Here is a 13,439-nt window from a genome sequence, read left to right as displayed (position 1 = left end):
TCCCAGTCCCGCGTCTCCCAGATCGAAAACGGCAACCTCGAAGCCATGGAACTGGAAACGCTCCGCGCCTACGCCACCGCACTCGGAGGACACCTGGACATCACCGTCAGCGTCGGCCCCCACTCAATCAAGGTCGCCTGAAAGCCCCAAGCGGTGACGGCAACGACGGCAGCCAAGCAGCACCACGGACGCACGTCAGGCACCGTCCAACCTCGGGAGACGCAACGGCGGCAGGGTGGTTGCCACTTCTGAAAAGCGGAAGGTCGGCGGTTCGACCCCGCCCCTGCCCACCTCCACACCTCTGACCAGCCAAAACACGGTCAGAGGTGCTTTTATTTCCGGCCCTGAAGCAGCTTCAAGCGGATGCACACCGCTCGAACACCTTCCGCCTATCGCCCTCGAAGATGATCAGTGCCCAGATCGGCTAACCGTTCCACGTCCACTACGCTGGCCACGCCCATGATCGACTTCACCATGGCAGCCCCCCGGCTTTCGAACGCTTCGCGGCATGAGCGGGAGCCAGCCGAGGGCGGTCGGTCGTCATGCGCGAGGTTGCCAGGACAGGAGGTCGTAGGCCATGGCGAGGTCGTCCGCCCACGCTGCGTCGTGGTCACGTTCGAAGGCGCTGATCAGCCGGTCGATTGTCACCTCGCGGCACAGCCAGGCGGTCAAGCCCCTGCGACGGGCATCAGCGAAATCGTGTTCGTTCACCAGCTGGGCAAGGTGGCGATCTGCGGCCGGATCAGGGATGGTGTCCCAGACGGCGAGGTATCTTCCGATGCTGTCGCCGGTCGTTGCAGCGGCCTGAAGGAATGCGGCAGCGTCAAAGAAGGCACCGATCCTTGAGGGGAACTGCCTCAGCAGGGATCGCCAGACCGCATCGAGATAGTCGTCGATCGCTTGCTGCTCGGCCGAAGGCCAGTGGCGCCATTGTTCTTTGGTCAGAGTGGACAGGACGATGCTCCCGTCGAGCTCACCGGACGTCACCATGCGCTCGAACAGCAGAGGGAGCAGGCTCTTCACATCCTCGCGGCCGCCCACCGTGCCACCCAAGCGGAGAGTCAACGGGAAAAGGTCGTCCTCGTCGACCGGCGTCGCAGGACGGCAATGTGGGCAGCAGTCAAGCACCGCTCGACGGGGATACGGCGCGAAAACTTGGTCGAGGCGCGCCAGCACGGCCGCGAGGTCTTCGTCCACGACTTCAGGATTCCAGGTCGACGGATCGGTGCAAATGCCCGCTCATCGGCAGACCAGCGCGTTCCGGTCTGGGTCCTTGGTTCAGGTGCCGGAGGCCATGTAGCCGGGGAGGATGTAGTAGGGGTGGCGGTCGAGGTTGTTGCGGGCTCGGTCGTAGCGCATGGTGGTGCGTGGGTCTGCGTGGCGGGCGGCGATCTGTACGTCGCGCAGGTCGACGCCGGCGTCGAGCATGGTGGTCACGAAGGTGTGGCGGAGCATGTGTGGGTGCATCCGTGGCAGCCGGACGACGGATGCGGCTGCGAGCTGGCGTAGGCGGCGGGTGGCGGCGTGCCGGTCCATCCGGGCTCCGCGGGTGTTGAGCAGGATCGGCCCGGCCGGCCGGTCATCGATGGCGCGGTCGATGGCTCTGCCGACTGCTGGCGGGAGGGGGACCAGTACACTCCGGATGCCTTTGCTGATCACGCGTAGGACTCGGTGACCGTGTTCCTCGCCTAGGTCGTCGATGTCGGCGCCGGTGGCTTCGAAGATCCGCAGTCCGAGAGGAGGCCGAGCATGGCCACCAGCGCGAAGTCGTTGGGGTTGGACGAGGCGCGTGCGGCTGACAGCAGGGCCTCGAATTGCAGATCGGAGAGTCCGAGCGTGGGCGATTCGGGTGGGACGTTGGGGCGGCGGACGTGGTCGGCGGGCGAGTGTTCGAGAATCCCGTCGATCACGCAGGTGCGGTAGAAGCCGGCCACTACTGACAGGCGTCGGGACACGGTCGAGGGCCGGAACCGGCGGATCTCCTGGAGCCACCGTACGTACATCTCCACATGCGCGCGCCGTACCGCTAAAGGCGCCAGGTGCCGTTCGGCGCACCAGTTCAGGTAGATCCGCAGGTCCGACTCGGTGTGCATGCGGGAGTCGCCCTTGTATCGGGCCAGGTAGGCGAGCGTCGCCAGCCGCAGGACGTCCCTGTCGGCGGTCCCAGCGCCGGGCGTCGCTCCCAAGAGTTCATCGAAGGAAGTCTTACCTGCGACGCTGCGCCTGCATCAGACCCAAGACCAGACCGACCACACGCGGTAGAAGAGGATGCCCTGCCGAATCCTGCCGAACCTGAAGGCGGCGAAGGCATCACCCGGTCTGGATGCAGGGGCGAGCAGAGTCAAGCTGAGCACCGTTCGAGGCGGTCCAGCGCTGCCAGTGAGCTGGCGTACACCGTCACCATCGGCCACGGCGGGTTTTCGCGCTGCCCACTCCACGTCGGATGCGCGACCGCGAAGTGGTGTGGCCTGCCCCGCGCTCGGGCTTTGCTTTCATCGAGCCGGACCAAAACGTTGTCACAGGCATTGCAGGCCAGCCAGACCACCAATTCCCGACCGTGCAGGATGTGGCCGGGGCCCGATCTCTGCCCCCGAGTTCGACGGCCACCACCCGTTCCCGCTCGGTACCCTCAAGGGACCTGCCACCGACTGGATCGTCGGCGTCCGGGCACCAGCGAAGCGCCCCCGCCACCCGGCCAAGGACATTCCACGACTTCGCCATCTCAGCCAGCCGGGCCCGGTCCGCGCAACCCAACGGCACATGGGCATCACAGAGCAGGTCCGTCAGAGTCTCCACAGCCAGACCCTGCTCACCGGCATCCCACAACAGCAGCGGCTCCGACCGATCACCCAGCGGGACCGGCTCCGAAAGCCGCGCAACGAACTCGCGATCATCCTGCCGGCCTCTGTCCGTCATGGCCCGATCCCATCCCACCAACCTCGGGGCCGCAAGCAACGATCGAGCCGGGCACGGTTCACAAAGCGGATGGATGACGGGCGTCGCTGGTCCAGCGAAATGAACAATCCGTGATGGCAGCGAATTACGATCACCGAGATCGTTGTTGCGGTCTCACAGGGGTGTCTCTTCTTTCTGGCTCCCGGGTCCGACTCGGTCTACTCCGGCTGCCGTGATGTGTGGCCGGGTGCGGCCCCTCCATACCGAGTCGGGCTTCACGGCGACTGATCAGCGTACGCTGGCACTGCGCATGCAGTTGATCGCACTACGTGTTTCCACGGATTGCGGCGTCATGGCTCCCGCTGTACGCGCGAGATCAGGGCGAGCAGAGGAGTAGACGCAGTGCCACAGATGACCAAGGGCGCCAACATTGACCTGTCCGGCCTGACCACGGCGACCGGCCCGTTCACCGTGGCGTTGAGCTGGATCGATCCTTCTGGCGAAGGTGAGGCCGATGTCTCGGTGCTCTTGGTCGACGCCGATGGCAAGGTCGGCAGCGACGCCGACTTCGTCTTCTACAACCAGCCCGCCACCGCTGACGAATCGGTGCGCCTGTTGGGCAAGGCGCCCACCGCCACCGGCAGCGAGGACCGCATCCTGGTCGACCTGGGCGCGGTGCGGCCCGAGGTGCAGCGCGTTGTCATAGCCGCCAGCCGTTACGCGGGTGCGACGTTCGGCGGACTGGACGATCTGCGGCTGACCACCTCCGACAGCGCCGGAGAGGTGCTGCTGACCTTCGACATCACCGACGCCGACACCGAGACCGCGTTCATCTTCGGGGAGCTGTACCGCAGAGGCGACGGCTGGAAGTTCCGGGCGGTTGGTCAGGGCTACGAGTCCGGCCTCGCGGGCCTGGTCGCCGACTTTGGCATCAACGCCGATGACAGCGACGAGGAAGAAGCCAGCCGGACCCGCTCGCAGCGGGCCGCCGAACCCGAGCCTGACCGGCCGGAGGCTCCAGGGCCCGCCGCCGCGCCCCCGCCCGATGATTCAACGCCCACCAACGGTGACCGCCCCAAGCGGGTCCGGACGGCCAAGAAGAAGACGACCGTGCCCAAGGCGGCCAAAGTCAATCTGGCCGAGCATCCGTCCTGGCAGCATGCGCGGCTGTTCCCGGTCACGGGGCTGCGCAACGACCAGGAACGCGAAGCGCGCGCAACCGCCACGCTGCTGGCGGTGATGGCGCAGGTACCGGAGTTCGGCCGTCGCCTGACGGCCCGTTTCAACGCCCCCGCCGGCACCATTCAAACCTTCGCCGAAGCCACCTTCAAACACGGCGAGGGCAAGGTCCGCCCGGACGGTGTGCTGCGCGTGGCCAGGGCCGGAAGGATCTGGACCGCGCTCATCGAGACCAAGACCGGCGGCAACCCCCTCAAGACCGACCAGGTCGAGGCCTATCTGGGAGTGGCGGCCCGGCACGGCTACGAAACCGTGATCACCTTGTCCAACGACCTGGCTCTGGACAACGAGCATCCCTTGAAGGTCGACAAGCGGCTGCTGCGCAAGGTGGCCCTGCGGCACCTGTCCTGGGCCGAGGTCGCCCACGAGGCCGAGATGCTTTGCCGCCACGACGGCGTGGCCACCCCCATGCATGCCTGGCTGCTGGGCGAGCTGCTGGACTACCTGCGCCAGGACAACGCCGGCTGCCAGGGCTTCCGGGACATGGGTGCCGCCTGGGTCCCGGTGCGCAACGCCGTTACCGCGGGCACCTTGCGCCTCGGTGATCGGCGCGCGATGCAGGTGGCCGAGAGCTGGGAGAAGCTGATCCGGCAACTGTGCCTGCGTCTCAGCGGGGAGACCGGCCTGGCCATCGCCCCCGTCCTCCGCAAACGACGGGACGGGGACGCCTCGGTCCGCCGCCTGCAGACCGTCACCTCCCTGGTGGAGTCCGGTCGCATGAGCGCCGAGATCCGGATCCCCAACGCCGGCGGCCCGATCCTACTCGAAGCCGACCTGCGCACCGGGCAGATCGAAACCACCGTCGAGGTCCCCGCCGCAGCCCGCGCCCGTCCCCTGACCCGCGTCCAGTGGCTGCTGCGCCAGCTGAACGACGCGCCGCCCGAACTCCGCGTCGAAGCCCTCGCCCCCAAACACAAGACCGGCCCCTGCGAACTGCTCAAGAACCTCATCACCGAGCCCGGTCTTCTCGTCCCCGACACCACACCACATATCGACACCTTCCGCCTGACCCTTGCGACCGGGCTCGGAACCAAACGCGGCACCGAGGAAACCGGCTTCGTCCGCAGCATCGACACCGCCGTGGACCGCTTCCACCAAGAAATACTCCAGGTCCTGAAACCCGATCCCGCGACGGCTGCCGACACCAAGAACGCCGGCTAACTGGTCCGCGTCGTAGGTCCCTCGGGCGTACAGCCCCGACCGGCATCCGCACTCGCAAGACGGCGTTCACGTCACCTGGTTGGCTTTGAATCACCGGCACGCTAGTCATCGCAACTGGCCGGTGCAAGCACCAGTTGATCAGCACGATCGCTCTCGAGGAGGCCGGTCACGGAACGTAGGGCTCACCGACACGTGTGTTGGTTCAAGGTCGCCCTCGAGTGGCGCCGATCTTGGCCACTAGGACGAAGCGAAATGGGCGTCGCGGCTGTGCAGGTCGGCTGAGTGTGGGCGGCACCGCCAGCGATTCGTCTCGGCCACCCCGAGGTCCGGTGGACCGACACCAGACCAGCGGTGATAGTCGTCCAGGTCGACGTTGCTACCGCAGATGATGGTGACCACGTGGCAGCTGGCGAAGCAGGCCGAGTCTTCCAGGACAGCGGCGACGCCACGGTCCGCTTCGCACTAGAACAATGGAGTGTCCAGGGACACCGGGCCGATCACGCGGCGAGCCGCGCGGATCCGGTCAATATCGAGGCGCGTCTTGAGCGCGACGCAACAACGTACCCAGCACAAGCGTCACCTTGACAGCTGGCACCATGAATCCGCTCCCGCCGGATCGCTCCCGCATTCCCGACCATCGACGCCTACACGCCCCATCTGCGGCAGATGCGTGTGTTCGCAGGACCACTCGATCACGGGGCCATGCCGAATGTGGGTTCGGCCTCGGTTCTGTAACGCATGCCATAGACGGCCGGGGCGGTGTCCTGCGAGTCTGCATCGAGTACGGGGAGGCCCCTTTGACTCTGCCGTTATTACCGGATGATCCTCAGCTGATCGGTCGTTACCGTCTCCTCGGTCGCCTTGGGCAGGGCGGCCAGGGCGTCGTCTATCTGGCCGAGGCCGATGACCTGGGAAGGGTGGCGCTGAAGCGTCTAATTGCCGGGACCCTGGACGAGCTCGCGGACCGCAGGGCCCAGGTCAGATTCAAGCGGGAAGTGGTGGCGCTACGGCAGCTGAACGAGAAATGCACGGCTCCCATCCTGGACTGGGACCTGGACGCCGACCCGCCGTACCTGGTCAGCGTCTATGTGCCCGGCCGGTCATTGCACGAGCTGGTCGCCGGAGACGGAGCGGTGCGGCCGCTGCGGCGGGACGAGCTGGAGGGCCTAGCCGTCCGGACGATCACGGCCCTCAGCGCGGTGCACCGTAAGGGGATCATGCACCGCGACATCAAGCCGAAGAACATCCTGATCGGCCGGGACAGCAGGCCACGGATCATCGACTTCGGCGTGGCGAAGATGCTGAACAGCGACACCCAGAGCAGGGAGATCTTCGGGACTCCCGCATTCATGTCACCGGAGCAGCATCGGAACGATCGGGTCAAGACCAAGACCGATATCTACTCCTGGGCACTCACCATCCTCTTCGCCGCGGGCGGCTACGATCCCGAATCCGGAAAGTCCGATGTGAACAGGGTCGGCGATCCCCTACGCGGCATGCTCGAGGCCTGCCTCGCCGAGGACCAGGAGAAGCGTCCCAGTGCCCATGAGCTGCACTGGCAGATGACGAAGGCGGGCATCGCCCGAGCTCATGGAGCGTCGGAGGAATGGACGGCCGTCAGCGCGATGCCCTCTGGGGGCACTGCAGCGGGCCACACGCGACGCTTACTGGCCACCCCCTGGTATCTCCGGCCGTATCTCCCGATCCCGGTCAGCGTGGGTGTGACCACGGCGTTGACCACCCTGGCGTTCGTCCTGCTGGATGCCGGGGCGGAGAAGGTGCTGCCCGCCGCAGTGGGCTTGTTCGTCGTCACGTTGATGCTGTTCTCGATCGGTACGGATCCGGCGCACCACTCCCAGGTCAGGCAGGGGCGCGGGCGTCCGCGAAAGCCCATACCTCCCCCGCCGGGGTGACGGTGACGCGGCGCACGGGCTGCGGGGAGTCGGGCTTGTGGAACAGGGCCACCAGTTCTTGGGCCCGGTGGCCAGGGGTATGGCCGGTCATCTCGAGCAGCCCCCAGGCGAGCGCGCCACGCAGCGCCTGCCGGGCTGCGCCCGGGCTGTGCCCGGTCTTCTCCAGGACGGTGATCAGTTCGCGTTCGTCCCGGTCCTCGGGAAACATGCGCATGAGTTCGCGGAGCGCGACAGCGGCGGCGCGACGGCCGGGGTCGAGCCGCGGGGTTTCCTCCCTATCCACGCAGTTGTATTGCTCGTCGCGATGGGCCTTGTCGGTGCCGCGCCCTCGTCCCCGCCAGGCGATGTCAACCTGTTCCCCGGTGCGCTTCACGGCGACGACCTGCTTGAAGGTTCCCTTTGGCGGGGGCGGGTCGGGGGGGCGCACGGGTCGTGGCGGCAACGCCTCTACCGGCTCGATTCCAGCTTCCTCCTCCTGCCGGTTCATCCGCGCGCGCCTCAGCCATTCCGCGTCTTTATTCTCAAACTCGCGCTGCCGACGCTTGATCAATTGGTCGTGCTGACGCTCCTGCCCTGTGATGACGCTACTGGGGCAAACCCACATCCCGGCCGTGATCTCACCGGCTGGGCGCCGAATGCTAATCTCGGGCTTGCGCTGCGCCGCTGCGCCGTCCTTCCCTTTGCGTAAGGCCCACATCCGGAGCAAGGTCGAGCCGTTGGCGAACCACCCGGCCGTCGCGCCGACGGCCACCCCGACCGGCACCGCCCACCAGCTGGCGAGCGGGAGGAACAAGACGGCCTCCACGAGGCCCGCGCCTAGCCCCAGCATCCCCTTCGCGGCACGGGTCCCGACGCGCGATTCTGTCCAGACGCTGCCCACGATCAGCTCGGGCGCGATTCGTAAGCGCCCCTCCCCTGCACCGCTCACGCCCCGACGATAACCCGGCATTTCCGGGCAGTCTGTGAAACCACAACGTGCTCCGACCCCGCTGCGGACTCACCCGAACCGAGGTTTTCAAGACAAGCGCGGGTCCCGCGCGGCTACAGACCGGCAACCGCTCCCCCCCTTACAGTCCCGTGACACAAGCGATCGCGCTGCTCAAGCGCGCAACGAACCCGAAAGGCGGGAACGGATGCGAGCGAGAGAATGCTTTTGCGTAGGGGCTTGACCGGAGGGGCCGGGGTGTCGGCCCCTCCGACCCCCCTTTCGGTGCTACGGCGGTTGGGTCGCGGCGGGGCCGGGTGGTTGCGGTGTGCGATCTGGAAGAGGTTGCCGAACGGGTCGCGCACCATCGCTCGTCGATCGCCGTAGGCGGTGTCGAGGGGCTCCTCGATGCTGATGGCCCGGCGGCCAAAGCCCGGCGAAAGGTCCATGCAGCAGCCATATGGACCAAGCCGCAGCGAAACGCACTCACATCGGAAGAGGACCTTGCCTCACGGTCCGCCAGCGGCGGCCGATGAGGGGTGCGGCTGGCTGGGTCCGGCCGGGGCATGGCGTGAGCGCCGACCGAGTGTAGCCATTTCGCGGAGGCTGCCCTGTGGCATGCCGCATGATGGGTGGCGACGCTGGGTCTGGACAGGTCCTCCAGGACGCCAGACCGCCACTGCCTTGACCCGCCCCCAGAGGAACTCAGAGCATGGTCCCGAAGCCGCGAATTTTCGAAACCGACCACGAGGCAAGGCCCGAGCATGGTTACGTCTCGGACATCGTGGGCCAGTTCCGGGCGGGCCGCATGATGGGCCGAACCCCCGTCACGCTGGACACGTGGCGCGTGACAACTGGTGACCGAGCGGTTGCGGCCGCCGTCGCGGCAACGCTGGGCGGCAGCGTCGAGGAGTGGGACACCCAGGGCGAAGACAATCTCGAAGTGCTGACGGACGCCGATTCCGTGCGGGTCGTCGTCACGGGCGCGGACGCCATTGAGTCCGACCTCAAGCTCTGGGGCATCGGTGGCGTGATCATTCACCACTGTGACGGCGCGGAGTTCTTGACCGACGATCGGAAGGGTGAACCGTGTGGGTGCCCTGAGTTGCTGGCGGACCGGAAGGAAGAGGCCAAGGCTGGGCGGGGCCCCAAGCCCGACACCAGCATCACTTTCCGTCTACTCGACGTGCCCTGCCTCGGCAGGTTCCAAATGCGGTCGGGCAGTTGGGACCTGCTCCGCGTGCTGCATGAGTACGTAAGCGACCTTGACGGCGTCGGCGGGCCGGCGATGTGCGCCCTCACCCTGGAAACGGTCACCTTCGTTCCGAAGGGCGGCCCCATGGGGGGCAAGATCGTGAGCTACAAGAAGCCCACTCTCAAGGTCGACGGACCGTACGAAGGTACATCGGAGCCAGCCTGACCCTACGTGACGAGCCTGGTGTGGACGGCGCGGGCAGTTGCGTGGGAGGCATGGCCACGACATGCAGCGGGTAGCTACTGTGTGGCGCAGCGTGGTAGGTCGCCGGGCGAACACAATCCGCTTATCGGCTTCTCACTCGTTAGCGACCTGGGTTTTCGCAGGTCAGCACAGCGCTCAGACGTTGTGACCTGAAAAGCGGAAGGTCGGCGGTTCGACCCCGCCCCTGCCCACCACATCTGACCAGCTAAAAGGCCCGGAACCTGATCAGGTTCCGAGCCTTTTGACAGCAACGGCCTCAGCCGAGCGCATCCCCCAGCTTCCCGAGCGCCGCCCGCTTCTCATCAAGCGCCGCGTGAGCGTAGATCGTCATCGTCACTTCGATGTCGCTGTGCCCGACGATGTCCGGACGATGTGCGGCGGGATGCCGAGGGCCAGGAGCAGCGAGACGCAGATGTGCCGCATGTCGTGGAACCGCATCGACTCCAGCCCGGCCGTTTTCCGGACACGGCCCCGGCTACGGCGGAGGTTGTCCGGCTCCATGGGCGTACCTAGGCGGGACGGGAAGTCGAGTCCCGAGTTCTGCCAGTTCGGCCAGGCGTCCGCCCGTTCGGCGTCCTGGCGGACCTGGTGCTCACACAGAGCGGTGATGCACCGGTCCGGCAGCGGCACCGTGCGCTTGGAGTCGTCGGTCTTGGGGCCGGACGAACCGCAGCGCTCGCCCGACGCGTTGAAGCGTCTTGACCACTTTCAGCGTCGCCGACTCGATGCCGCTCTCTCCGCAGCGTCCGTACGGCTCACGTCGAGGGTGCCGCCTTCACCGCCGCAGGCGCGGCAGCCGACGAGCCGGACGTCATCCCACAACAGCCCGAGCAGCTCCCCGCGCCGCAGGCCGAGGCATAGCGCCAGCACGCCGTTCGTCTTTGGCCGCCTTGAGGACGTCGCGCGCCTGGTCGACCGTGAGCCCCCGGTTGACCCCGTATTTCGGCGTGGTGACCGTGACCAGCTTGGCCACGTTGCGCGGGATGATCTCGTCGCGGACGGCCGTCTGCAGGGCGTTGCGCAGGACCGCGTGAACGAACTGGATCATGCGCGACGATAGCCGGGACTGGCAGCACTCCCCGCCCTCGAGAGCGCAGCAGCGGGGCACCTCGCAGGACGCGTCCCACTCGTTGCAGCAGCACTGGCACGCCTCCCGGATGCGGGTCAGGGACAGGCGCACGTCACGAGCCGTGAGCTTCCCGCAGTGACCTGGCCGCACGCTCGCGCGAGATCCGCGCCGCACTGCGCACCGAGCACCTGAGCCAGCCCGAGGTCGTCACCAACGCCTACGCCGCGTCGGTGCGTGCTCTGCTGGCCGTACTGGACGTCATCAATACCCAGGTCAAGCCCCTTCAAGGGCAGGTCGAGGCACATTTGGGCAGCACCCGGCCGCTGAGATCGTCCTGTCCCAGCCCGGCCTAGGGCAGATCCTCGGCGCGCGGGTGCTTGCAGAGTTCGGCGACGACCCCGACCGCTACGCCCCCGCCAAGGCCCGCAAGAACCACGCCGGCACCAGCCCGATCACTCGCGCGTCCGGGAAGAAGAAGGCCGTCCTGGCCCGGTTCGTCCACAACGACCGGCTCATCGACGCCCTGATGACCCAGCCTCGATCGCCATGCGCCACTCGCCCGGCGCCCGCCGCTACTACGACAAGCTCACAGCCCGCGGAGCCGGGTACAACACCGCCCTGCGCCAGCTCGCCAACCGGCTCGTCGGCATCCTGCACGGCTGCCTCAAAACCGGCACGCCCTACGACGAAGCAACCGCCTGGTCGCACCCCGTCCAGAACGCTACGACTTGACACAGTTAACTCCTGGGATGTCTTTTCAGGTGCTGCGGTGGTACGGCTTGGTGCAGACCGCACCCCCGTACTTCGACGTGCACACCCTCAACCACATCTTCCGATTCTCGGGATAATCGAGCTGCCACTCCACGGTCTGGCGGCCGTGCGAATAGCGCCTTTCCGTGCCGAACCCCTCGACCCAGATCTCGGCCATCGTCCAGTGGTCGTTGTTGAAGTGGTCGTGGACTTTCAGATATTCGCCGGAGGGCTGGAATGACGCCGCCACACTGTCGCCGTTGTTTTTCCTGGCGACGGCGTAGACGTAATTGGGTCCGCCGTCGATCACCGCGTAGCCGCCGAAGCAGTGCCAGGTGCTGTGACCGCTGGGGCAGCTGCTTCGCTGCGTCGCACCGGAATCGCCGGTCGGCTGGGTGACGGTGGAGTTGTTCGGAGTCTGGCGGCTGTCGGCCGCGGCGCTGCCGGTCATGCCGGTGAACGCGCTGACGGCGACGACCGCGGCTGCGCCCGCGCCGATGATTCTTCGTGAGATGAGCATGCCGGCCCCCGTATCTTGGTGATCACGTACAACCCCAGTAGACGCTGCTCACGCTGACGAAGTTCGCGGCAATTTTCGGCCGGGACCGAGCTGTGAATCGACATCAGCCGGGCCCGCGCTCAGGGATGGAAGCATTCGGGCTGGTGAGTGGCTCGGCGAAGACTTCTTTGGGCTTCTTGAACCCGAAGATAGCGCGGGGTCGGTCGTTGAGTCGTCGGTGACGGCTTGCAGGTACTCCGGGTCGCCCGTGATCGTGGCACCTTTGGGGAAATATTCGCGTAGCCAGCGGTTGGTGTTCTCGTTGATGCCGCGTTTCCAGGGGCAGTGCGGGTGGGCGAATTACACCGGCAGGTCGGCCTTGAGGGTGAAGGCGGCGTGTTCGGTCATCTCCGACCCGCAGTCCCAGGTCAGCGAGCGCCGCAGCACGTCCGGCAGGTCCTGACCTGGTCGATGACGGCCTGGGACACGGTGGCGGCGTCGCGGCCGGCCAGCGGCACCAGCACCACGAACCGCGACACCCGCTCGACCAGCGTCCCCACGGCGGGCTTGCCGTCCTTGCCGATCACTAGATCGCCCGCCCAGTGTCCGGGGACCTGCCGTCTGTGGGGTCGGCGGGCCGATCGTCGATCCACCGGATGCCCTTGATCCGTGGCGCCCGTGGGGCACGACCGTGAGCGGGCTTGCGGCGGGTGCGACCTGAGCGCAGCGCCAGCCCTTGGCGGGCCAGCTCACCCTTGGGCAGTGCGTAGATCCAGCCGTAGATAGCCTCGTGCGACACACCAACAGCCTGGTCTTCGGGATGGTCGAGGGGCGTTGACAGGTCTGACGCTCCCGAGCCGCGGGGACACCGAGACCCACTCAGGCCGAGGACGAGCCGCCCGCCCGCCTCGTGGTCATACTGGGCTGGTGCGTGCTGCGGTTCGGATGCGGTATGGCGGCCCGGAGGTCATTCGATGAGCTGCTGGGGGCCGGGCCGGCGCCACACCAGCAGGAGCCGGAGGTGGTCACCGGACGGACTCATCCGGGATCCGAAGGCCGGCAGCAGCGGCTTGCCCACCACGCGCACCTGCTCAAGGTCGATCCAGATGCGATGCGACCCGCCCCGGTCGTCGGGGGCGTCGCTCTGCACGCCCTCCAGCCCGATCATGCGCAGGATCGGGATGATCGCCGTGCGGAGGTTGCCCGCGGTCTTGGAGCCCAGCCCGCACGCCTTCCACTGCCGAAGACCTTCCCGGGCGTCCTCGCGGCGGGCGTTGCGGAGCTCGGGGATGCGGATGTCCGCCCCCGCAGCAGTTCGGCCAGATCCGGGTCTTCGACGTCCCAGCCAACGCGCAGCGCGTCCATCAACCCGGTCAAGAATTCACTGGTCTCCTGTGCGCGGGCGCGGCTCCCCGCTCGCCCAGCGCCGGCGGCGGACATCAAGGCCGAAGCACACCGCCGCAACCCCGAACTGGCCGACCCCGAGCGCCAGGACCAGGCTCGCGCCGAACTGGACGCCTACGTCGCCG

General features: G+C 67.1%; 12 protein-coding genes and 2 pseudogenes. 5 read left to right on the top strand and 9 right to left on the bottom strand.

From position 1 onward, the window contains the following. Nucleotides 1-540 precede the first annotated feature (540 nt). The 3 genes from BM339_RS47125 to BM339_RS51055 form a co-directional block, all read right to left on the bottom strand. A complete protein-coding gene (locus BM339_RS47125) occupies nucleotides 541-1,197 on the bottom strand; it encodes a hypothetical protein (RefSeq protein WP_075025087.1) in 657 nt (218 codons plus the stop codon). A gap of 81 nt (nucleotides 1,198-1,278) precedes the next feature. Continuing rightward, the gene (locus BM339_RS52235; protein ID WP_256255901.1) at nucleotides 1,279-1,701 is read right to left on the bottom strand and encodes a site-specific integrase; all 423 of its coding nucleotides are present in this window, start codon (nucleotides 1,699-1,701) and stop codon (nucleotides 1,279-1,281) included. Continuing rightward, a complete protein-coding gene (locus tag BM339_RS51055; protein WP_218163952.1) occupies nucleotides 1,689-2,186 on the bottom strand; it encodes a tyrosine-type recombinase/integrase in 498 nt (165 codons plus the stop codon). The genes BM339_RS52235 and BM339_RS51055 overlap by 13 nt, the downstream gene beginning before the upstream one ends. A gap of 1,120 nt (nucleotides 2,187-3,306) precedes the next feature. On the opposite strand from BM339_RS51055, the gene BM339_RS47115 reads away from it, so the two are divergent. After that, a complete protein-coding gene (locus BM339_RS47115) occupies nucleotides 3,307-5,295 on the top strand; it encodes a TerD family protein (protein WP_256255900.1) in 1,989 nt (662 codons plus the stop codon). 797 nt (nucleotides 5,296-6,092) lie between these two features. Beyond that, a complete protein-coding gene (locus BM339_RS47110) occupies nucleotides 6,093-7,208 on the top strand; it encodes a serine/threonine-protein kinase (RefSeq protein ID WP_075025085.1) in 1,116 nt (371 codons plus the stop codon). Here the strand turns inward: BM339_RS47110 and BM339_RS47105 are convergent. After that, nucleotides 7,156-8,136, bottom strand: a complete 981-nt coding sequence (locus BM339_RS47105) for a hypothetical protein (protein ID WP_075025084.1) — start codon at nucleotides 8,134-8,136, stop codon at nucleotides 7,156-7,158. The genes BM339_RS47110 and BM339_RS47105 overlap by 53 nt on opposite strands. Before the next feature lie 709 nt (nucleotides 8,137-8,845). Between BM339_RS47105 and BM339_RS47100 the strand changes: the two genes are divergently transcribed. Continuing rightward, nucleotides 8,846-9,553, top strand: coding sequence for a recombination directionality factor (locus tag BM339_RS47100; protein WP_075025083.1), 708 nt, complete (start codon nucleotides 8,846-8,848; stop codon nucleotides 9,551-9,553). 372 nt (nucleotides 9,554-9,925) lie between these two features. On the opposite strand, the gene BM339_RS52230 is transcribed toward BM339_RS47100, so the two are convergent. Both BM339_RS52230 and BM339_RS52225 read right to left on the bottom strand, forming a co-directional pair. Beyond that, entirely contained in the window at nucleotides 9,926-10,222 is a 297-nt protein-coding gene (locus BM339_RS52230; protein WP_256255897.1) for a site-specific integrase, read from the bottom strand. A gap of 181 nt (nucleotides 10,223-10,403) precedes the next feature. Beyond that, nucleotides 10,404-10,640 carry a hypothetical protein gene (locus BM339_RS52225; RefSeq protein WP_256255896.1) on the bottom strand — a complete coding sequence of 79 codons (237 nt, stop codon included), beginning with the start codon at nucleotides 10,638-10,640 and terminating at the stop codon, nucleotides 10,404-10,406. 394 nt (nucleotides 10,641-11,034) lie between these two features. Between BM339_RS52225 and BM339_RS52220 the strand changes: the two are divergent. Together BM339_RS52220 and BM339_RS52215 are read left to right on the top strand one after the other, a co-directional pair. Further along, nucleotides 11,035-11,103 (top strand): annotated as a pseudogene (locus tag BM339_RS52220) (hypothetical protein); the annotation flags it as partial. Between the two features lie 104 nt (nucleotides 11,104-11,207). Beyond that, nucleotides 11,208-11,393 (top strand): hypothetical protein, encoded by a 186-nt coding sequence (locus BM339_RS52215; protein ID WP_256255902.1) that lies wholly within the window; start codon nucleotides 11,208-11,210, stop codon nucleotides 11,391-11,393. A gap of 25 nt (nucleotides 11,394-11,418) precedes the next feature. Here the strand turns inward: BM339_RS52215 and BM339_RS47080 are convergent, their stop codons facing one another. The 3 genes and pseudogenes from BM339_RS47080 to BM339_RS50535 all read right to left on the bottom strand — a co-directional run bounded on the left by BM339_RS47080 (nucleotide 11,419) and on the right by BM339_RS50535 (nucleotide 13,078). After that, complete coding sequence (locus BM339_RS47080) at nucleotides 11,419-11,931, bottom strand: hypothetical protein (protein WP_075025081.1); 513 nt, start codon at nucleotides 11,929-11,931, stop codon at nucleotides 11,419-11,421. A 103-nt stretch (nucleotides 11,932-12,034) separates the two neighbouring features. Beyond that, nucleotides 12,035-12,742 (bottom strand): annotated as a pseudogene (locus BM339_RS52935) (IS30 family transposase); the annotation flags it as partial. A 135-nt stretch (nucleotides 12,743-12,877) separates the two neighbouring features. Beyond that, a complete protein-coding gene (locus BM339_RS50535; protein WP_177287944.1) occupies nucleotides 12,878-13,078 on the bottom strand; it encodes a hypothetical protein in 201 nt (66 codons plus the stop codon). Between the last annotated feature and the right edge of the window lie 361 nt (nucleotides 13,079-13,439).

The organism is Actinomadura madurae (assembly GCF_900115095.1).
Lineage (GTDB): Bacteria > Actinomycetota > Actinomycetes > Streptosporangiales > Streptosporangiaceae > Spirillospora > Spirillospora madurae.
This window is presented reverse-complemented; position numbering and strand designations above follow the sequence as displayed.